Source organism: Mesorhizobium sp. P2_D5 (assembly GCF_056404355.1).
In genome coordinates this window covers 1-18519 of record NZ_JBFUEE010000001.1, presented here as the reverse complement: position 1 = coordinate 18519, position 18519 = coordinate 1, and the positions used below count along the sequence as shown (strand labels likewise).

The 18519-nt window shown below is 63.2% G+C and carries 21 protein-coding genes; 18 read left to right on the top strand and 3 right to left on the bottom strand.

Translation table 11 applies throughout. The features are described 5' to 3' along the window. The first annotated feature begins 218 nt into the window (after positions 1 to 218). Positions 219 to 818, top strand: coding sequence for a ribosome maturation factor RimM (gene rimM / locus AC1DYW_RS00105; protein WP_477224712.1), 600 nt, complete (start codon positions 219 to 221; stop codon positions 816 to 818). Beyond that, positions 815 to 1513, top strand: coding sequence for a tRNA (guanosine(37)-N1)-methyltransferase TrmD (gene trmD / locus AC1DYW_RS00100; protein ID WP_457150740.1), 699 nt, complete (start codon positions 815 to 817; stop codon positions 1511 to 1513). Before rimM ends, trmD begins: the two co-directional genes overlap by 4 nt. On the opposite strand, the gene AC1DYW_RS00095 is transcribed toward trmD, so the two are convergent. Continuing rightward, positions 1495 to 2247 (bottom strand): sulfite exporter TauE/SafE family protein, encoded by a 753-nt coding sequence (locus AC1DYW_RS00095; protein WP_477224711.1) that lies wholly within the window; start codon positions 2245 to 2247, stop codon positions 1495 to 1497. The genes trmD and AC1DYW_RS00095 overlap by 19 nt on opposite strands. Before the next feature lie 327 nt (positions 2248 to 2574). On the opposite strand from AC1DYW_RS00095, the gene rplS reads away from it, so the two are divergent. From rplS to AC1DYW_RS00050, 9 genes are all read left to right on the top strand, one after another. Then, positions 2575 to 3102 (top strand): 50S ribosomal protein L19, encoded by a 528-nt coding sequence (rplS, locus tag AC1DYW_RS00090; protein WP_477224710.1) that lies wholly within the window; start codon positions 2575 to 2577, stop codon positions 3100 to 3102. A 146-nt stretch (positions 3103 to 3248) separates the two neighbouring features. Further along, the gene (locus AC1DYW_RS00085) at positions 3249 to 3683 is read left to right on the top strand and encodes an organic hydroperoxide resistance protein (protein ID WP_477224709.1); all 435 of its coding nucleotides are present in this window, start codon (positions 3249 to 3251) and stop codon (positions 3681 to 3683) included. Further along, positions 3680 to 4165, top strand: a complete 486-nt coding sequence (locus AC1DYW_RS00080) for a MarR family winged helix-turn-helix transcriptional regulator (protein ID WP_477224708.1) — start codon at positions 3680 to 3682, stop codon at positions 4163 to 4165. The genes AC1DYW_RS00085 and AC1DYW_RS00080 overlap by 4 nt, the downstream gene beginning before the upstream one ends. A 176-nt stretch (positions 4166 to 4341) precedes the next feature. Continuing rightward, positions 4342 to 5139, top strand: a complete 798-nt coding sequence (locus AC1DYW_RS00075; RefSeq protein WP_477224707.1) for a transporter substrate-binding domain-containing protein — start codon at positions 4342 to 4344, stop codon at positions 5137 to 5139. 236 nt (positions 5140 to 5375) lie between these two features. Continuing rightward, positions 5376 to 6185 (top strand): amino acid ABC transporter permease, encoded by an 810-nt coding sequence (locus AC1DYW_RS00070; RefSeq protein ID WP_477224706.1) that lies wholly within the window; start codon positions 5376 to 5378, stop codon positions 6183 to 6185. 58 nt (positions 6186 to 6243) lie between these two features. After that, a complete protein-coding gene (locus tag AC1DYW_RS00065; protein ID WP_477224705.1) occupies positions 6244 to 6879 on the top strand; it encodes a class I SAM-dependent DNA methyltransferase in 636 nt (211 codons plus the stop codon). Between the two features lie 272 nt (positions 6880 to 7151). Further along, positions 7152 to 8561: a 3-isopropylmalate dehydratase large subunit gene (gene leuC, locus AC1DYW_RS00060; RefSeq protein ID WP_457150746.1), complete on the top strand. Its 1410-nt coding sequence runs from the start codon at positions 7152 to 7154 to the stop codon at positions 8559 to 8561. A 163-nt stretch (positions 8562 to 8724) separates the two neighbouring features. Next, the gene (locus AC1DYW_RS00055; protein WP_477224704.1) at positions 8725 to 9921 is read left to right on the top strand and encodes a GGDEF domain-containing protein; all 1197 of its coding nucleotides are present in this window, start codon (positions 8725 to 8727) and stop codon (positions 9919 to 9921) included. 76 nt (positions 9922 to 9997) lie between these two features. Then, positions 9998 to 11194, top strand: a complete 1197-nt coding sequence (locus tag AC1DYW_RS00050) for a GGDEF domain-containing protein (RefSeq protein ID WP_477224703.1) — start codon at positions 9998 to 10000, stop codon at positions 11192 to 11194. 7 nt (positions 11195 to 11201) lie between these two features. Here AC1DYW_RS00050 and AC1DYW_RS00045 read toward each other — a convergent pair whose 3' ends face one another. Continuing rightward, positions 11202 to 11564 carry a hypothetical protein gene (locus AC1DYW_RS00045; protein WP_477224702.1) on the bottom strand — a complete coding sequence of 121 codons (363 nt, stop codon included), beginning with the start codon at positions 11562 to 11564 and terminating at the stop codon, positions 11202 to 11204. A 254-nt stretch (positions 11565 to 11818) separates the two neighbouring features. On the opposite strand from AC1DYW_RS00045, the gene AC1DYW_RS00040 reads away from it, so the two are divergent. From AC1DYW_RS00040 to AC1DYW_RS00020, 5 genes are all read left to right on the top strand, one after another. Continuing rightward, positions 11819 to 12217 carry a hypothetical protein gene (locus AC1DYW_RS00040; RefSeq protein ID WP_477224701.1) on the top strand — a complete coding sequence of 133 codons (399 nt, stop codon included), beginning with the start codon at positions 11819 to 11821 and terminating at the stop codon, positions 12215 to 12217. Positions 12218 to 12441: 224 nt separating this feature from the next. After that, the gene (gene sdhC, locus AC1DYW_RS00035; RefSeq protein ID WP_477224700.1) at positions 12442 to 12846 is read left to right on the top strand and encodes a succinate dehydrogenase, cytochrome b556 subunit; all 405 of its coding nucleotides are present in this window, start codon (positions 12442 to 12444) and stop codon (positions 12844 to 12846) included. A gap of 2 nt (positions 12847 to 12848) precedes the next feature. Further along, positions 12849 to 13244 (top strand): succinate dehydrogenase, hydrophobic membrane anchor protein, encoded by a 396-nt coding sequence (gene sdhD / locus AC1DYW_RS00030; protein ID WP_477224699.1) that lies wholly within the window; start codon positions 12849 to 12851, stop codon positions 13242 to 13244. A 1-nt stretch (position 13245) separates the two neighbouring features. Beyond that, on the top strand, positions 13246 to 15084 hold the full coding sequence (sdhA, locus tag AC1DYW_RS00025) for a succinate dehydrogenase flavoprotein subunit (protein ID WP_477224698.1): 1839 nt from the start codon (positions 13246 to 13248) through the stop codon (positions 15082 to 15084). A gap of 2 nt (positions 15085 to 15086) precedes the next feature. Further along, positions 15087 to 15524, top strand: coding sequence for a DUF3052 family protein (locus tag AC1DYW_RS00020; RefSeq protein ID WP_477224697.1), 438 nt, complete (start codon positions 15087 to 15089; stop codon positions 15522 to 15524). Here the strand turns inward: AC1DYW_RS00020 and AC1DYW_RS00015 are convergent. Beyond that, entirely contained in the window at positions 15502 to 15720 is a 219-nt protein-coding gene (locus AC1DYW_RS00015) for a hypothetical protein (RefSeq protein ID WP_477224696.1), read from the bottom strand. The two genes, AC1DYW_RS00020 and AC1DYW_RS00015, sit on opposite strands and share 23 nt — an antisense overlap. Positions 15721 to 16157: 437 nt before the next feature. Between AC1DYW_RS00015 and AC1DYW_RS00010 the strand changes: the two genes are divergently transcribed. Beyond that, a complete protein-coding gene (locus AC1DYW_RS00010; protein WP_477224695.1) occupies positions 16158 to 17582 on the top strand; it encodes a sulfatase-like hydrolase/transferase in 1425 nt (474 codons plus the stop codon). Between the two features lie 97 nt (positions 17583 to 17679). Continuing rightward, positions 17680 to 18459 (top strand): succinate dehydrogenase iron-sulfur subunit, encoded by a 780-nt coding sequence (locus AC1DYW_RS00005; RefSeq protein ID WP_379023766.1) that lies wholly within the window; start codon positions 17680 to 17682, stop codon positions 18457 to 18459. The last annotated feature ends 60 nt before the right edge of the window (positions 18460 to 18519 follow it).

The window sequence follows — 18519 nt, the reverse complement described above, 5'->3', positions numbered from 1 at the left end:
AACTTTGTTTCATGCATGCCGTTGTCCCAAAACCAGGAGCCACTTTTGGGCGACATGTATTTGTCCTTATGCATGTCGTCTTCCCAAAACCGGGCTCCACTTTTGGGCGACATGCATCAGCCGCCATTTTCCGGCAGCCGGGTTAGGAACCGGTGAAGAGCCATGTCATTGAAATGACAATCGGGGAGCGTTAGAGCAAAGCCAAAGGATATCGCGCCATGAGCAAGCCCCAAAACCCCGTCCAGATGGCCGTGATCGGCGCCGCCCACGGCATCAAGGGCGAATTGCGGGTCAAGACCTTCACCGGTGAGCCGCTGGCGCTGGCCGATTATGGGCCGCTCTATGCCAGGGACGGCCGCGCCTTCCAGATCATCGACATCAGGCCCGCCAACACCGTCGTCGTTGTCCGCTTCAAGGGTGTTGCCGACCGCAACGCAGCTGAGGCGCTCGCCGGCACCGAACTGTTTGTCGACCGCTCGATGCTGCCCGACGATGGCGAGGAGGACGAATTCTACCATGCCGACCTGGTCGGTCTGGAGGTCCGGGACGATGCCGGTGCTGCGATCGGCAAGGTCGTGGCCGTGCACAATTTCGGCGGTGGCGACATTCTCGATGTGACATTGGGCGGGCGCAAGGGCGTGCTGATCCCGTTCACGCAGGCGGCGGTGCCTGATGTGTCGATCGCCGAGGGCTTTGTCCGCGTCGACCCGGCGGCGGCCGGGCTGCTCGAGGACGAGGATGGCGATGCGCCGCGCGAGGAAGACTTCGATCCGAAGGGCAGACCGCGCGGACCGCGCGACGCCGGGGGCAACCGGTGACGTTCAAAGCATCGGTGCTGACGCTCTATCCCGAGATGTTTCCGGGCGCGCTCGGCCTGTCGCTGGCCGGCCGGGCGCTGGAAGGTGGCACATGGTCGCTGGAAGCGATCCAGATCCGCGACTTTGCCACCGACCGCCATCGCACCGTCGACGACACGCCGGCCGGCGGCGGTGCCGGCATGGTGATGCGTGCCGATGTTTTGGCCAGGGCTATCGACCATGCTTCGCCGGAAGGCGACGCGCGGCCACGGCTGCTGATGAGCCCGCGCGGCAAGCCGTTGACGCAGGCGCGCGTGCGCGAACTCGCCGCCGGGCCGGGCGCTGTGATCCTGTGCGGCCGCTTCGAGGGCGTCGACCAGCGGCTGATCGAGGCGCGCGGATTGGAAGAGGTTTCGATCGGCGATTTCATCCTCTCTGGCGGTGAGCCGGCGGCCCTTGTGCTGCTCGACGCGGTGGTGCGGCTGTTGCCCGGCGTCATGGGCAACGCGGTGTCGGGCGAAGAGGAGAGTTTCGAGAACGGCCTGCTCGAACACCCGCATTACACGCGGCCGCAGGAATTCGAGGGGCGCGAGATTCCCGAGGTGCTGATATCAGGCAATCACAAGAAGATCGCTGCCTGGCGGCGGGCGGAGTCCGAGGCGCTGACGAAAGAGCGGCGGCCCGACCTGCCCGGCGCTCAGCCTTTGCTAAAGTAGTAGAAGGCGAGGAACAGGCCGACGGCGACGACGAAGCCGCGCACTGCGTTCTGCGGCACGCGCTTGGCGATCCAGACGCCGGCATAGCCGCCCAGCGCGCCGCCCGGGATCATGATGATCGCCTGCGGCCAGGCGACAACGCCACCCGAGACGAAGACGACGATCGCCACCGCGGCGATGACAATGGCCAGCATGTTCTTCAGCGCGTTCAGCCGGTGATAGTCGCCGGCTTGCGTGAGGCCGAGCGTCGCCAGCATCATGACGCCCATGCCGGCGCCGAAGAAGCCGCCATAGACGGCGGTGATGAACTGCGCCAATGAACCGGTCAGTGAGCCCACCGCTGCTTCGTGCCCCGGCTTCGGCGCCGGTTTCAGCCACGGCCCGGCGGCAAACAGGGCTGTTGCGCCAAGGAGCAGCCACGGCACCAGGACGCGGAAGGACGGATTGTCGAGCGCCAGCAGGATCAGCGCGCCAGCCAGCGCGCCGACCGCCGAGATCAGGCAGAGCAGCAAGGCGCCACGCCAGAAATGGCGGATGTCATCCCAGTAGGCGAGCGTCGAGGTGATGTAGCCTGGAAACTGCGTCACCGAGGAGGTGGCGTTGGCGACGATCGGCGGCAGGCCGACCAATGTCATGGCGCCGAAGGTGATGAAGGTGCCGCCACCGGCGACCGCATTGGCGGCGCCTGACAGAAAGCCCGCCAGGAAAAGCAGGATGGCGTCGAAGATAGACATGTAAGGCCGCCGCGAAAAACTGTGCTGCGCCCGGCTTAGGAAGCCTGGCATACGGACGCAACCCGGCACCGGAAGGTTATGATGGTGCCATGCAGGCAAAAAAGACTCGGGGTCAGGCGTGACAAAGCGCTGAAATAGCTGTATGTGCCCGCCCGTACCGGCAAGAAAAATTCTGCCGGACCCGTCAACAATGACGGTGTAGTCGCCCCTGCCCGATGTCTTGGACACCGATGTCTTCGATAAAGGGCATAGCCGAGCGGTCATTGGAACTGCAAGGCGAGTGTCGGACGCTCTGGCTGTCGGAAGAACAAGAAGTGGATTTTTGAGATGGATCTTCTCCGTCAACTCGAGGCCGAGCAGGCCGCCAAGATCGAAGCCAAGCGCAAGCTTCCTGAATTCCAGCCCGGCGACACCGTGCGCGTCCAGGTCCGCGTGACCGAAGGCACCCGCACCCGCGTCCAGGCCTATGAGGGCGTCGTCATCGCCCGCGCCGGTTCCGGCTTCCAGGAAAATTTCACCGTCCGCAAGATCTCCTACGGCGAAGGCGTCGAGCGCGTGTTCCCGGTCTACTCGCCGATGGTCGAAGGCGTCGAGATCGTCCGCCGCGGCAAGGTGCGTCGCGCCAAGCTCTACTATCTGCGCGATCGTCGCGGCAAGTCGGCCCGTATTTCGGAAAACACCGGCGTGCGCGCCCGCAAGCTGAACGATGACGAGCGCGATGCGCTGAACGCCGAGAAGGCCCGTATAGAGGCCGAGAAGGTGGCAGCCGCCGAGGCTCTGGCCGCCGAGACGGCCGCCAAGGAAGCCGCCGAGGCTGAGGCAGCCAAGGCCGCGGAAGCCGAGACCGCCGAATAAGTTTTTCGCCAATCATGTTTGTAGAAAAGGCGGCTTCGGCCGCCTTTTTTTCGTTTGCAGGATCCATGCGTTGGCAGGATATCCGCGATTGACTCCAATTATATCGTGCACTAAACAATCGTGTGCTATATAAATGGAGAAACGAGATGACCGCATTGTATTCCACCCAGGCCCGCGCCGTCGGCGGCCGCGCCGGCCACGTCCAGAGCAGCGATGGCCTGCTCAGCCTCGACCTTGCCATGCCGAAGGAACTTGGCGGCAAGGGCGGCGCCACAAATCCCGAGCAGCTTTTCGCCGCCGGCTATGCCGCCTGCTTCGAAAGCGCCATGCGCTTCATCGCCGGCAAGCAGAAGCTGCCGCTGCAGGATGCCTCGGTGACGGCCAATGTCAGCCTGCATCCGAATGGCCAGGGCGGTTTCCTGCTCGGCGTTTCGCTGGCGGCCGAGACGAAAGGTCTTGATCAGGCGGCGGCGGAAGCGCTTGTATCGGCAGCGCATGAGGTTTGCCCCTATTCCAACGCCATCAAGGGCAACATCGAGGTGGCGCTTTCGGCAACGGCGCTTCCGGCAAAGGCAGCATGACCACCAGAACGATCCCTTCGCACCTGGACATCCCGGGGGATTTCGCCGGGATACCGAAGCTCGACCAGCATCTGTGCTTCGCGCTCTATTCGGCGAGCGGGCTGATGACACGGCTCTACCGGCCGCTGCTCGAGCCGCTCGGCCTGACCTACCCGCAATATCTGACCATGCTGGCGCTGTGGGAACATGCACCGCGCACGGTCGGCGAACTCGGCGACGCGCTGGGGCTCGATTCGGCAACGCTGACGCCACTGCTCAAGCGATTGGAAGCGAACGGCCTGGTCACGCGCCGGCGCGATGCCGCCGACGAACGCCGGGTGCTGGTCGAACCGACGCCTCAGGGCAAAGCACTGCGCGAGGGCGCCAAGGCGGTGTCGGCCGCGATGCGGTGCCATTCGCCGCTTGATAGCGACGAGCTGAAATCCCTGCATCGCTCCCTGACCCGGCTGATCGACGGTTTGCGTGAAGCGAGCGCCGATTGACGGGACACCACGGCGATCGTCCAGGAATCCCCGGATAGAAGGCAATGGAATCCGTTTTCACGTGCGCCGACGCAGTGGACCGTCTTGCATGACGCTTGCGGAAAGCTAAAGTCGGCGCCGGATTTTCCTGCAAGCCCGGCCGATGTCCGGGCGCTTTCACTTCCGGGGAGTGTGTCATGACCAAATCGAAACTGCTGCTGGCCGGCCTGCTTGCCCTCATGCTTACGCCCGTTGCCGCCTTGGCGCAGGCGCTGCCCGATCTCGGCGGCAAGAAGGTGGTGGTGGTGACCGAAAACGCCTATCCGCCGCTGCAGTTCATCGATGCCAAGACGGGAAAACAGATCGGCTGGGAATATGATGCGATGAACGAGATCGCCAAGCGGCTGAACTTCACCGTCGAGTACCAGAACACCTCCTGGGACGCGATGATCCAGGCAGTTTCCGACAACCAGTACAATATCGGCATGACCGGCATCACCATCAAGGACGACCGCAAGCAGAAGGTAGACTTCTCCGACCCCTATATGCGCTCGGAACAGTTCATGCTGGTGCGCGGCGACGAAAGCCGCTTCACGGACGCCAAGACCTTCGGCTCCTTCAAGGACGGGCTGGTCGGCGCCCAGGCCGGCACGACGCCCTTCTACACCGCCGTCTACAGCGTGCTCGACGGCAATGAGCAGAATCCGCGCATCAAACTGTTCGAGACTTTTGGTGCGACGGTGCAGGCGTTGAAGTCCGGCGACGTTGATGTCGTCCTGACCGACGGTACCGCGGGCAAGGGCTATGTCGATGCCTCCGACGGTAAGCTGAAGCTGATCGGCGGGCCGCTGGGCACCGAGGATTTCGGATTTATCTTTCCGAAGGGCTCCGATCTGGTGAAGCCAGTCAACGCGGCAATCGCGGCGCTCAAGGCCGACGGCACGTTCGACACGCTCAACAAGAAATGGTTCCTTGATTACAAGATGGGGCAGTAGTTCGTCTTGGCGCGGGTGTGGGGTGGTTCTAGCGCGCTGAAACTTGCACGAACATCGTTTCTTCCTACCCCCCTCTGTCCTGCCGGACATCTCCCCCGCAAGGGGGGAAATCAGATGTCGCCCCCGCTTTCGCCAATCGCCAATGTTGAATCACTGCCTCCGGAGCTGCCAATCTCCCCCCTTGCGGGGGAGATTGCCGGCAGGACAGAGGGGGGTGCCTTGGTGCAATCCTTCTGATGCAGGCCGCTTCTACCTCAAAATCCGACTTCCCCTGGTGGCTGGTCGTGGCCGTGGCCATCGCGATTGCGGTGGCCGTCTTCGTTGCCACCAGCAACCTCTACGCCCAGGTCTTCGCCACCGTCGCCAAGGGCATAGGCATCACCGTTTTCGTCACCGTGATTGCCTTCGTTTTGGCGTCTGGCATTGGCCTCGGCATCGCGCTGATGGGCCTGTCGGGCTCGCGCCTGATGCGCCAGATCGCCCGCTTCTATGTCGAGATCATCCGCGGCGTGCCGATCCTGGTGCTGTTGTTCTGGATCGCCTTCGTCGGTGCGCCGGCCTTCGTCGCGGGTTGGAATGCCCTGACCGCACCGCTGCAGGATGCCGGCCTCGTGGGCGAATTGCTGGTGCGCGACGTGTCGCTCTTGTGGCGCGCCATCATGGCGCTGACCATCGGCTATTCGGCGTTCATCTCGGAGGTCTTTCGCGCCGGCATCCAGGCCCTCGAGAAGGGCCAGATCGAGGCGGCGAAGGCGCTCGGCCTGACACGCGCTCAACGCTTCCGGCTGATCGTGTTTCCGCAGGCGATCCGCACCATCTTGCCGCCGCTCGGCAATGATTTCGTCGCCCTGGTCAAGGATTCCTCGCTGGTCTCGGTGCTCGGCGTCGCCGACATCACGCAGATGGGCAAGGTCTATGCCGCCGGCTCGTTCCGCTTCTTCGAGACCTATTCGATCGTCGCCTACATCTATCTCATCCTGACCGTTGGCCTATCGCTGGCCTTGCGGGCGCTGGAACGGCGGTTGCGCCGCCAGCACGAAGAATAGTTTTTGAGTGAAGACGGCGCTACGATCCTTGTCTCCATATCTCGAATGAGGAGGTCACATGATTGTCGACAAAGCCAATGCGGCGCTTGATACCGTCTACACGGCCGACACGCCGGAAGCGCTGGCCGAGGCCTATGCAGCATGGGCCGCGACCTATGACAGCGAGACGGCTTCGCTCGGTTATCTCCTGCCTTTCCTGATCACCGCCTGGGTGGCCCGCCACGTGCCGGCGGGCGACGGACCGCTGCTCGATGCCGGCTGCGGCACCGGCCTGTCGGGCCCGTCGCTGCAGGCGCTGGGCTACCGCGACATTGCCGGGCTCGACCTCTCCGACGACATGCTGAAAATCGCCGGCAGCCGCAATGCCTACAGCGAGCTGAAGCAAGCGATGCTGGGCGGGCCGTTGCCGTGGCCGGATGGCCATTTCCGCGCTTTCTTCTCAACCGGCGTTTTCACCATCAGCCATGCGCCGGCCTCGAGCCTGCATGAGCTGGTGCGCATCACCCGGAAGGGCGGCCACGCCGTCTTCACCGTGCGCGACCAAGTGTTCGACAGCGGCGGCTTCCAGGCCGTGTTCGACGAGTTGGAGCAGGCGAAGACATGGCGGCAGGTCGAGCAAAGCCCATGGTTTCGCTGCTATGCGATCGCCGAGCCCGATGCGCTGGTGAAGACCTTCGTTTTTGAGGTGATGTGAGGGGAGAGGAACCTACGTCCTGCGACGGCAGCTTCCAATTGCCGAAAAGCCAAAACATTGGTATGAGCCACGCCATGGAAGAGCTTTTTGGCGATCCGGCCTATAAGGGGTTCGTGCTGCAGGACAGAAAACGCCTGCCGTCGCGTTTCTCCGCGCGCGTCTCCGGCGCGCTGACCAGCCGACTACCCTAGGCCGACCTGTCCAGGTCGTTTCGCCGGACCGGTGATCCGGCATCTGCTCTTCCCCATTCTCATATCGACGGATTTATGCACATGAGCGCACCGCGCACCCTCTACGACAAGATTTTCGACGACCATGTCGTCGACCGCCAGGACGACGGCACCTGCCTGCTCTACATCGACCGCCACCTCGTCCATGAAGTGACCAGCCCGCAGGCCTTCGAAGGCTTGCGCCTGAGCGGCCGCAAGGTCCGGCATCCGGAAAAGACGCTGGCCGTGGTCGACCACAATGTCTCGACCTCGCCCGAGCGCAAGTTCGGCATCAAGAACGAGGAAAGCCGCATCCAGGTCGAGGCGCTGGCCAAGAATGCCAAGGATTTCGGCGTCGAGTATTATTCGGAAAACGATATCCGCCAGGGCATCGTCCATATCATCGGCCCGGAGCAGGGCTTTACGCTGCCCGGCATGACCATCGTCTGCGGTGATAGCCACACCTCGACCCACGGTGCCTTCGGCGCGCTGGCGCATGGCATCGGTACGTCCGAGGTCGAGCACGTGCTGGCGACGCAGACGCTGATCCAGCGCAAGGCCAAGAACATGCTGGTGCGTGTCGACGGCCAGTTGCCCGATGGCGTCACCGCCAAGGATATCATCCTCGCCATCATCGGCGAGATCGGCACCGCCGGCGGCACCGGCTATGTCATCGAATATGCCGGCGAGGCGATCCGTGCGCTGTCGATGGAAGGCCGCATGACGATCTGCAACATGTCGATCGAGGGCGGCGCGCGCGCCGGCCTGATCGCGGCAGACGAGACGACCTTCGCTTATGTCAAGGACAAGCCGCGCGCGCCGAAGGGCGCGGCGTGGGATGCGGCAATGGAATACTGGAAGACGCTGCAGTCCGACGAAGGCGCACATTTCGACAAGGTGATCGTGCTCGACGCGGCCAAGCTGCCGCCGATCGTTTCCTGGGGCTCCTCGCCCGAGGATGTCGTGTCGGTGCAAGGCATCGTGCCGAACCCGGACGATATCTCGGATGAAAACAAGCGCACCTCCAAGCAGCGCGCGCTCGACTATATGGGGCTGACGCCGGGCACCAGGATCACCGACATCACGCTCGATCGCGTCTTCATCGGTTCGTGCACCAATGGCCGCATCGAGGATCTGCGCGCCGTCGCCAAGGTGGTTGAAGGCAAGACTGTCAGCCCGCACGTCGATGCGATGATCGTGCCGGGCTCCGGCCTGGTCAAGGAACAGGCGGAAGCCGAAGGCCTCGACAAGATCTTCGTTGCCGCCGGCTTCGACTGGCGCGAGCCGGGCTGCTCGATGTGCCTTGCCATGAACGACGACCGGCTGAAGCCGCATGAACGCTGCGCCTCGACCTCGAACCGCAATTTCGAAGGCCGGCAAGGCTTCAAGGGCCGCACCCACCTGGTGTCACCGGCGATGGCGGCGGCGGCGGCGATCGCCGGCCACTTCGTCGATATCCGCGAGTGGAAATAACGCTGGAGCCTTCGGCTTCTAATGCATACCAGACCCCGGACCGCCTTGCGGCTCCGGGGTCTTTTTCATCCGCTCCGTTGCATATTCAGCTTTCGCTTAACTGCTTGTTTGGGCTTGCACCCTAAGGTCTTCCCTGACGTAAGCGAGGGGAAGTCACAGTCCTTTGGACACCGGCCTGTTGATAGCGCTGCTCAATCCGACGATCGCGCTGGCACTCGGCGCGGCCTTCCTCGTGCTATGGTCCTATCAACGCCACCGCCCGTATCTCGCCGTGCTGGCGATCAGCTACGGTCTCTCGGCGGTCGGCTTCCTGTTGCAGTATTTCACCTTGCCCTTCGGCATGCAGCTGACCAAGCTGACGTCGAATATCTGCTTCACCGTTGCCGGTTGCTGCCTGTCCAGCGCCATCATCCACCGTTATGGCCGCAAGGTGCCCTATGTCGGGATCGGCGTACTGGCCGGCGGTGGCCTGGCGTCGTTTTGCTGGCTCCTGTTCGTCGCGCCGGATCTCACCTGGCGCATCCTGGCGATGAATTTCGCTTTCGGCGGGATCAGTCTTCTGGTCGCCGCCGAACTGCGCCCGGTGCGCCGCAATGGCCCGACCGAAAACATCCTGTTCGTGCTGTCGCTCCTGTCGGGCCTGAACTTCTTCGTGCGCACCCTTGTCGTCGTCATCGCGCACGGACCCTTCACCAGCTATGACGGCTTCTATGCCTCGTCCTACTGGACGACCGCGCTGCTGTCGCATGCACTGCTGTCGCTGCTGATTGCGCTCTGCCTGTTCTCCGCCGCGGCACTTGACGTGATGAAGGCGCTGAAGACCGAGACCTACACCGACCCACTTTCGGGTCTTCTCAATCGCCGCGGCTTCGAGGAACGAGGCATGCAGCTGTTGCGCCACTGCGCCACGGCCCGCTTCCCGGTCGCGTTGGTGCTGGCCGACCTCGATCATTTCAAGGCGCTCAACGACGTACATGGGCATGCGGCGGGCGATCGCGTGATCGCCGACTTCGCTGCCAAGCTTCGGTTGGCCGCCGGGACGCGCGGCGTTGCCGGGCGTATCGGCGGCGAAGAGTTTGCCGTGCTGCTGCCGTTGAGCGATCTCGCTGCCGCGCGGCTGTTCGCCGAAGCCGTGCGCACGGTATATTCGGCCGGCCAGGTCGACGGGCTTCCTGCCGGCACCAAGGTGACAGCGAGTTTCGGCGTGGCGGCCCGCAGCGGCGACGAGGCGCTCGAGCCGCTGATGCGCCGTGCCGACGATGCGCTCTACAAGGCCAAGAAGAATGGCCGCGACAGCGTGCGCCTGTCCTACGAGCGCCCGGAAACGGTGTTCGTGCCGGAGCCGCTCAAGGTGGGCTGATCGCGCCCCGCCGGGCCAGCGTTAACGTCTTCTTCGCCGCTCGATGCTTAGCTGTCGGCGCGGGTTCGGGAAGACTATGAGCGGCGCCAATTTCATCCTGCTGATCAATGTGTCGGTCGCCGGCCTGTTGGCGGCGTCCTTCATCGCGGTCGCGTTGCATGAGGCCGGTCGCGCCGCGCCGCGCTGGCTGGCGTTCGGCTATCTGCTGGGCATGGTGTATTTCGCCATCGAATTCAGCATCCCCGCCTTCGACAACGCGCGGCCGGTGGTCGTCGCCGCCTTCGCGGTGTTCCTTGGCGCCACCATCGCCTTCAATGGGGGGCTGGCGCACAAATACGGCGTATCGCCACCGTGGAAGCAGATGCTGTTCTTCCTCGTCGCCACCTCTGTCGCGGTGTACTTCGTGCAGGACCTGCCGCGCCAGTCGCTGGCCCGCATGATGGCCTACCAGCTTCCCTATGCGGTCATGCAGTTCATCGGTCTCGTGATCGTCTGGTCGTCGAGGCAAAGGCACGCCCGTCTCGACCGCATCCTGATGGCGGTGCTGGCGGCCAGCGGGCTGCAGTTTGCCTCAAAGCCGTTCATCGCGCATGCGCTCGGCGGCTGGGGCGCCAACCCGCAGGCCTATCTGCAAAGCAACTACGCGCTGGTGTCTCAGTCGCTCGGCACCGTCTTTGGCTTGGCGCTGGCGCTGCTGATTCTGGCCATCCTGGTTCGCGATGTGCTCGCCGAGGTGACGTCGAGGTCGGAGACGGACACGCTTTCGCGCCTGCTCAACCGCGGCGGTTTCGCCCGCCACGCTGAGCAGGCAGTGCTGGGCGCCGTGCGGCAAGGCGTGCCGGTCGCGCTGGTCATCGCCGACCTCGATCATTTCAAGACCGTCAACGACAGCTTCGGCCATGCGTCCGGCGACCGGGTGATCGAGACCTTTGCCGGTTTCCTGCGCGAGGCCGCCGCCGGCCACCATGTCGCCGGCCGCATCGGCGGCGAGGAGTTCGCCATCATCCTGCCGGGAACCAACCTTGCCGCCGCCCGGCTGTTCGCCGAGGGCGCGCGCAGCGCTTTCAGCGCGCTGCCCATCGATGGACTGCCGGTGGACAATCGCTGCACGGCAAGCTTCGGCGTCGCCGAGCTTCATCCGAGCGAGGATTTTGCCGGTCTGATGCGGCGCGCCGACCAGGCACTTTACCAGGCGAAGAATGCCGGGCGCGATTGTGTGCGTGTCTCCGCCGGGCCGGCCGGCGGAAGAGAGATTACAGCCGGCGCTGGTTAGATCCGGATCACTGGCAGGGGCTGAGCTCGGGCATCTCGCCATCAGCAAGCCCGTACATATAGCTGCGCCCTTTCACGAACACCGGCGGCCGGTAACAATCGCCGAAGCCGGTGATTTCGTCCGATTCATTCTCGTAGATCACCTTGGGCTGGCCGGCGCTGGTGTAGTCGGACAGCTGCTTGGCCAATTTGCCTTCGCCGACCAGGATGCGCTTGTAGCCGGCGGCACTGTCGATGACGAGATTGCCGAGCGAATCGGCGTAGACGCGGTCGTGGTGGCGTGCGCCGGCGAGCGCTGGCGCCGCCAGGCCAACGACGGAAGCCGCCACGATGAGCGCCGCAAGGCGCATTCTTCCCGAGTTCGAACGCATGGCGTCCTCCTTGTTTAGAGGGGAAAGCCTCCTCGAATCAGAAATTAACCTTTTCTTAACCTTTGTTAAGAGGTCGGCGCGTTTCGCGGCGATGTCTCGGTGAACATGGTTAATATCCGACTGGGTGGAAAGCCTGGTGGCCATCTTTCGGCCATGCTTGGCCGCACCATCGCGGCCGGCGTCAAGCTCGGCGTCTGACGATCTTGACCTTGGCAACGCATCGTGGCCAGTTTGCCGCGCGGGAGGGACAGCATATGGCGCCAGGCCGGACGTTTCGGGTGACGCTTGTCCTGTCGACGCTTCTGGTCGCCATTGCCTGCGTACCGCAGAATGATCCTCCGAGAGCCGGCAACAGGACCGCCACGTCGGTCTCGCTGGCGCAAGCCGCCACGGCGGGCGGCCCCGTCACCGACATGACCTCGCCGCAGCCGCGCACCGCGACCTACAGTTGCGCCGATGGCGGCAGGATGACCATCGAGAATCTCGGCAGCTCGGTGCATGTTCTCGGGTCCGACGGTACCAGCGAAGACCTGCAGGCCTCGCCGGCCAATCAGAACAGCCGTTACCAGCAGGCGCATGACGCGATTGTGATCGATGGCCGCGAAGCGTTGGTCATGAAGGCTGGGTCGACGCCGGTGACCTGTAAGCGCTGACTTGGGGGCCATGTCGGACCGGTATGTTGCACTGCAGCGATAGCGAGCCGGCTTCGGCCCAATCACCGCTAATCGATTGAAGCCTGCGCCTGCCTTTTCGTCAGACTAAATTACGTTTTCGAAACGGTTTTCTGGCTTTGACGCGGTGCAAAAAGAGCATTAGAAACCGGCTGTCCGAAGTCGCATTCCACCTGAGGCTCCAGGGACGCCGATCTGGGGGAGCCATGAGCAAATCACCAGCCACCCGCGCAAGACCGCTTTCGCCGCACCTGACCGTGTACCGGCCGCCGATCACCATGACGATGTCGATCATCCATCGCATCACCGGCGGCGCGCTCTATTTCGGCACGCTGCTGGTCGCCATATGGCTGATGGCGGCGGCAAGCTCGCAGCCGACGTTCGACTGGGTCAACTGGGCCTTCGGCACCTGGCTCGGCCGGCTCATCCTGTTCGGCTACACCTGGGCGCTGATGCACCACATGCTGGGTGGCGTGCGTCACCTGGTCTGGGACACCGGCGCCGGCCTGGAGAAGCACACGGCCTCGAAGATCGCCTGGGCGACGCTGGTCGGCTCGGTCCTGCTCGCGCTGCTGATCTGGATCGCCGGCTATATGGCGCGGGGAGCCTGATCATGAGCACTGGCAAGACCGACATGCGCACGCCGCTGGCGAAAGTCCGCGGCCTGGGTTCCGCCCGCGAGGGCACCGGACATTTCTGGCGCCAGCGCCTCACCGCCATCGCCAACATCCCGCTGACGCTGTTCTTCGTCGGTTTCCTGATCGCGCTCAACGGCGCCGACTATGCGGACGTGCGGGCGGCGCTTGCCAATCCGTTCGTGGCGCTGGTGCTGGCCCTGGTGCTCATTTCCGGGCTCATCCATATGCGGCTCGGCATGCAGGTGATCATCGAGGACTACGTGCATGGCGAGGGCATGAAGCTGGCGCTTATCGCGCTCAATACGTTTTTCACCATAGCGGTCGGCGTCGCCTCGATCTTCGCCCTGCTCAAGCTGGCATTCGGAGGCTGAGTTGGCCAAGGACGCAAAAGGAGCCAACACCGGTTCCGCCTACACCTATGTCGATCACAAATTCGACGTGGTGGTCGTCGGCGCCGGTGGCGCCGGCCTGCGCGCCACGCTCGGCATGGCCGAACAGGGCCTGCGCACCGCCTGCATCACCAAGGTGTTCCCGACCCGCTCGCACACGGTGGCGGCGCAAGGCGGCATCGCCGCTTCGCTGTCCAACATGGGTCCCGATTCCTGGCAGTGGCATATGTACGACACCGTCAAGGGTTCGGACTGGCTGGGCGATGTCGACGCCATGGAATATCTGGTGCGCGAGGCGCCGGCGGCGGTCTACGAGCTCGAGCACTATGGCGTGCCGTTCTCGCGCACCGAGGAGGGCAAGATCTACCAGCGGCCGTTCGGCGGCCACATGATGAATTACGGCGAGGGCCCGCCGGTGCAGCGCACCTGCGCGGCCGCCGACCGCACCGGCCACGCCATCCTGCACACGCTCTACGGCCAGTCGCTGAAGAACAACGCCCAGTTCTTCATCGAGTATTTCGCGCTCGACCTGATCATGGAGCCGGACGGTACCTGCACCGGCGTCGTCGCCTGGAACCTCGACGACGGCACCATCCACCGCTTCTCGGCCAAGATGGTGGTGCTGGCGACCGGCGGCTATGGCCGCTCCTATTTCTCGGCGACTTCGGCACACACCTGCACCGGCGACGGCGGCGGCATGGCCGCACGCGCCGGCTTCCCGCTGCAGGACATGGAGTTCGTGCAGTTCCACCCGACCGGCATCTACGGCGCCGGCTGCCTGATCACCGAAGGCGCGCGCGGCGAGGGCGGCTATCTCGTCAACTCCGAGGGCGAGCGCTTCATGGAGCGTTACGCGCCGTCGGCCAAGGACCTTGCCTCGCGCGACGTCGTCTCGCGCTGCATGACGCTGGAGATCCGCGAAGGGCGCGGCGTCGGCCCGAAGAAGGACCACATCTTCCTGCACCTCGACCATCTCGATCCGGCCGTGCTGCACGAGCGGCTGCCGGGCATTTCGGAATCGGCAAAGATCTTTGCCGGCGTCGACCTGACCAAGGAGCCGATCCCGGTGCTGCCGACGGTGCACTACAATATGGGCGGCGTGCCGACCAACTACTGGGGCGAGGTGCTCAACCCGACGCCAAGGAGCCCGGACAAGGTGTCGCCCGGGCTGATGGCGGTCGGCGAGGCGGGCTGCGCCTCGGTGCATGGCGCCAACCGGCTGGGTTCGAACTCACTGATCGACCTTGTGGTGTTCGGCCGCGCTGCGGCGATCAGGGCCGGCCAGGTCATCGACCGCAAGTCGGCGATCCCCGCGCCCAACGAAGCCTCGGTCGAAAAGATCATGGACCGCTTCGACCGGCTCCGCCACGCCAACGGCTCGACGCCGACGGCAAGCTTGCGCGAAAAGATGCAGCGGGCGATGCAGGAAGACGCGGCGGTGTTCCGCACGCAGGAATCGCTGGAGAATGGCTGCAAGCGCATTTCGGAAATCTGGACCGAACTGAAGGACATCAAAGTGGTCGACCGTTCGATGATCTGGAACTCCGACCTTGTCGAGACGCTGGAACTGGAGAACCTGATGGCCAACGCCATCACCACGGTCTACAGCGCCGAGGCGCGCAAGGAGAGCCGCGGGGCGCATGCGCGGGAAGACTTCTCGGCACGCGACGACACGGCCTGGCGCAAGCATACGCTGGCCCGGCTCAGCGAAGACGGCAAGGTGACGCTGTCCTACCGGCCGGTGCATACCGAGCCGCTGCTGGCGGAAAAGGACGGCGGCATCAGCCTCGCCAAGATCGCGCCCAAGGCCAGGGTGTATTGACGATGGCGCCGGCGGCAGCAGGATATTCCGGTACGCCCCTTCCGGCCAAGCTCGGCCTGAAGGACGGCATGACCGCAGCCTTTATCGCGCTGCCCCACGACCTGGACGATCTCACGGATGCCGCGCGTTTCTCTTCGGTCGACCGGCTGGCCGATTGGTCGGAGATTTCGGGAACGACCCAGAAATACGATGCCGTCCATGCCTTCACCCGGCAGCGTGCCGAGATCGAGGATCGCCTCGGCGATGTCGAAGCGGCGATCAAGCGCGACGGCATGGTCTGGGTGTCCTGGCCGAAAAAGGCATCGAAGGTGCCGACCGACGTCACCGAGAGCGTCGTTCGCGCCGAGGCGCTGAAGCGCGACCTGGTCGATGTGAAAGTCGCCGCCGTCAATGAAATCTGGTCCGGGCTGAAGCTCGTCATCCGAAAAGACCGCAGGTAACGGTTGAACTGACGCTCCCCAAGAATTCGAAGATCCAGCAAGGCAAAACCTGACCGAAGCCGGATGGCGCACGGTCTCTATCGCGCTTTTCGATGACCTCTGCGATATGGCTGGCGCTGTCGACTTTGCACAGATCGACCGGCTGGCCCGTCCGATCGAGAATTTCGGCGCTCGCCTGAAATACGAGGCCGTCCATCTCTCACACAACAATGCGCTTAGAGCGGTTCACCGTTTCACGGAAACGTCGAACCGCTCATGCACGCCGTTCGCCCAAAACCGAGGTCACTTTTGAGCGACGTATATTAGCGATCTCGAAAGTAATTGGCCGTTTGATATTTGCGCTCATCAGCATTGCCTTAGTATAGCTTTAAGTGATTTTCGATATCCACTTCGGAAATCGTCGATCGAGTGCGAAGTATGCGCGGATTTCATGCTATTCGTTGCTGGCCAATTGGATCATTGGTCAGCGTCGCTACGGTGGGGTCGCTCACCTGGCTCGTGTCGCTGGTTTATCTTCAGGAGAAAAGGCTGCTGGCGGTCCTTGGCCTGGGCGCTCTGTGCTCGCTTCTCTTGCTGGATCGCCTCCAAGGGGTCAGGTCGGATCAGCCAACAAGCAGGTGGTTCAGCGCCTACTTGTCGCTTATTCCTTGTTTTCTCTTCCTTTTCTATGTCTACGTCGAAAGTGTTTTCGGCTATTTCGATTGGGGCGCGATGTTCATGCATGTCGACGCCGGAGTTCTCACGCCCGGTGTCGTTCTCGAATGTCTGTTGAATACGGGAAGCACGATACTGGTCATTTTGGTCGTTTTTTTCGGCCTTGGCGCACTGAAGGCGCGCGGCACGCTGACACGAAGATTGGACGTTGCCTTGATGGCGTTCTTCCTGGCGGCAAACCCGATGCTGACGCGCCCGATCGCGGCTGCGATCCATCTCAACCCGCTGCATGATTTCCTGTCCAAGCGGTTCGTCGATATCACCTCTTTGACAAAACCGGCCGGAACAGCGTCGGAGACCGTCGCGCCAAGGAACCTCATTCATATTTTCATCGAGAGTGCCGAGCGCACCTACATGAACGAGGCGGAGTTCGGCGACGTCATGGGCCCGCTGCGCGAATTCGACAGGCGTGGCGTTTCGGCGACCAACATGGTGCAACTTGCCTACACCAACAACTCCATCTCCGGGATGGTCGCCGCCAACTGTGGAACGCCGCTGCTAATAGCGTATTTCACAACGCGCCAGTACATGGAGGAGAATTCGCAATTCCTGCCAGGCCTGACCTGCCTGGGCGATGTTCTGAAGGCGCGAGGCTATCAGCAGAACTTCATTTCCGGTTGGCCGCTCGGCTTCACCGGTCAGGGAGAATTCTATTCCACCCATGGCTATTCATCGCTGTTTGGGGGATCCGAAGTGATGGCCGCCGTCGGTGGGCGTGGCAGCTCTTTTGGCGCCGATGACGCCCAGGTTCTGGACATGAGCTTCGACGTTTTGCGGCGCGCGAACCGAGACGGCAAACCGGTCTCGCTGACGATCGCCGTCAGTGGTGGGCATGCGCCGGATGGCTACCTGACTGACAAATGTATCGGCAAGACAGGACTTTCCCCACAAGCCCCCAATATTCTCCATGCCGTGAAATGCACCAACATGCTGGTCGCAGACTTCATCCACAAAGCCGAGGCCGAAGGTCTGATGAGGAACACCGTTCTGGCGTTGCAAAGTGACCACCTCAGCGCGCCGAGCACGGTGACGGATCGCCTGAACACGTTTGAACGGCGCAATTTTTTCTCCCTGTCGGGCGATGGCATTCCCTCCAAGGCGTATACCGGGCTTTCGGGCACGATTGACGTATTTCCCTCCATTCTGGAGGCGCTAGGCGTGCCGCTCCCAAATGACCAGGCTGCCCTTGGCGTTTCGCTGCTTGGGGATCGACCGACGCTGGTCCAGGCACTTGGACAGGGCCAGTTCGATGACGCGATCCATGCCGAGGATGTGCTCGTCAGATCATTCTGGCAGCTGAAACCGGCACGGACGGCCGCGGCGTCCGAGGCTGAGCCGCATTAATGCCAGGGTGCACACCGGCGGCAAGTGTTCGATGCCAGATAGCGCCTTGATTTGGCACCCAGAAGCCGATTAAAAGGTCACGTTCAGAGGCACGCCAATGGTCGAACTTACGCTCCCCAAGAACTCGAAGGTCCAGCAGGGCAAGACCTGGCCGAAGCCGGAAGGCGCGACCAATCTCAGGGAATACCGCATCTACCGCTGGTCGCCGGACGATGACGAGAACCCGCGCATCGACAGCTATTTCGTCGACATGGACGATTGCGGGCCGATGGTGCTCGATGCGCTGCTATGGATCAAGAACAAGATCGACCCGACGCTGACCTTGCGCCGCTCCTGCCGCGAGGGCATCTGCGGCTCCTGCGCCATGAACATCGACGGCTCCAACACGCTCGCATGCACGAAGGGCTGCGACGACATTTCCGGCGCCGTCAAGGTCTATCCGCTGCCGCATATGCAGGTGGTCAAGGACCTGGTGCCCGACCTCACCAATTTCTATGCCCAGCACGCCTCGATCCAGCCGTGGCTGAAGACGGTGTCGCCGGAGCCGGCCAAGGAATGGCTGCAGAGCCATGAGGAGCGCGAGAAGCTGGATGGCCTCTACGAGTGCATCCTGTGCGCCTGCTGCTCGACCTCCTGCCCGAGCTACTGGTGGAACGGCGACCGCTATCTGGGCCCGGCAACGCTGCTGCAGGCCTATCGCTGGCTGATCGATTCCCGCGATGAGGCCAAGGGCGAGCGGCTCGACAACCTCGAAGACCCGTTCCGGCTCTATCGCTGCCACACCATCATGAACTGCGCGCAGACCTGTCCCAAGGGCCTCAACCCGGCCAAGGCGATCGCCGAGATCAAGAAGATGATGGTGGAGAGAAGGGTGTAGTTTTAGTGGGGAAATCACCTCAGCCGTTGCGATCCTTCCCACCCCCCTCTGTCCTGCCGG

Excerpts from the sequence above, each read along its gene's own strand:
- rimM (WP_477224712.1), top strand. The coding sequence starts at position 219 with ATGAGCAAGCCCCAAAACCCCGTCCAGATGGCCGTGATCGGCGCCGCC.
- AC1DYW_RS00095 (WP_477224711.1), bottom strand. The coding sequence starts at position 2,247 with ATGTCTATCTTCGACGCCATCCTGCTTTTCCTGGCGGGCTTTCTGTCA.
- rplS (WP_477224710.1), top strand. The coding sequence starts at position 2,575 with ATGGATCTTCTCCGTCAACTCGAGGCCGAGCAGGCCGCCAAGATCGAA.
- AC1DYW_RS00085 (WP_477224709.1), top strand. The coding sequence starts at position 3,249 with ATGACCGCATTGTATTCCACCCAGGCCCGCGCCGTCGGCGGCCGCGCC.
- AC1DYW_RS00080 (WP_477224708.1), top strand. The coding sequence starts at position 3,680 with ATGACCACCAGAACGATCCCTTCGCACCTGGACATCCCGGGGGATTTC.
- AC1DYW_RS00075 (WP_477224707.1), top strand. The coding sequence starts at position 4,342 with ATGACCAAATCGAAACTGCTGCTGGCCGGCCTGCTTGCCCTCATGCTT.
- AC1DYW_RS00070 (WP_477224706.1), top strand. The coding sequence starts at position 5,376 with ATGCAGGCCGCTTCTACCTCAAAATCCGACTTCCCCTGGTGGCTGGTC.
- AC1DYW_RS00065 (WP_477224705.1), top strand. The coding sequence starts at position 6,244 with ATGATTGTCGACAAAGCCAATGCGGCGCTTGATACCGTCTACACGGCC.
- leuC (WP_457150746.1), top strand. The coding sequence starts at position 7,152 with ATGAGCGCACCGCGCACCCTCTACGACAAGATTTTCGACGACCATGTC.
- AC1DYW_RS00050 (WP_477224703.1), top strand. The coding sequence starts at position 9,998 with ATGAGCGGCGCCAATTTCATCCTGCTGATCAATGTGTCGGTCGCCGGC.
- AC1DYW_RS00045 (WP_477224702.1), bottom strand. The coding sequence starts at position 11,564 with ATGCGTTCGAACTCGGGAAGAATGCGCCTTGCGGCGCTCATCGTGGCG.
- AC1DYW_RS00040 (WP_477224701.1), top strand. The coding sequence starts at position 11,819 with ATGGCGCCAGGCCGGACGTTTCGGGTGACGCTTGTCCTGTCGACGCTT.
- sdhC (WP_477224700.1), top strand. The coding sequence starts at position 12,442 with ATGAGCAAATCACCAGCCACCCGCGCAAGACCGCTTTCGCCGCACCTG.
- sdhD (WP_477224699.1), top strand. The coding sequence starts at position 12,849 with ATGAGCACTGGCAAGACCGACATGCGCACGCCGCTGGCGAAAGTCCGC.
- AC1DYW_RS00020 (WP_477224697.1), top strand. The coding sequence starts at position 15,087 with ATGGCGCCGGCGGCAGCAGGATATTCCGGTACGCCCCTTCCGGCCAAG.
- AC1DYW_RS00015 (WP_477224696.1), bottom strand. The coding sequence starts at position 15,720 with ATGGACGGCCTCGTATTTCAGGCGAGCGCCGAAATTCTCGATCGGACG.
- AC1DYW_RS00005 (WP_379023766.1), top strand. The coding sequence starts at position 17,680 with ATGGTCGAACTTACGCTCCCCAAGAACTCGAAGGTCCAGCAGGGCAAG.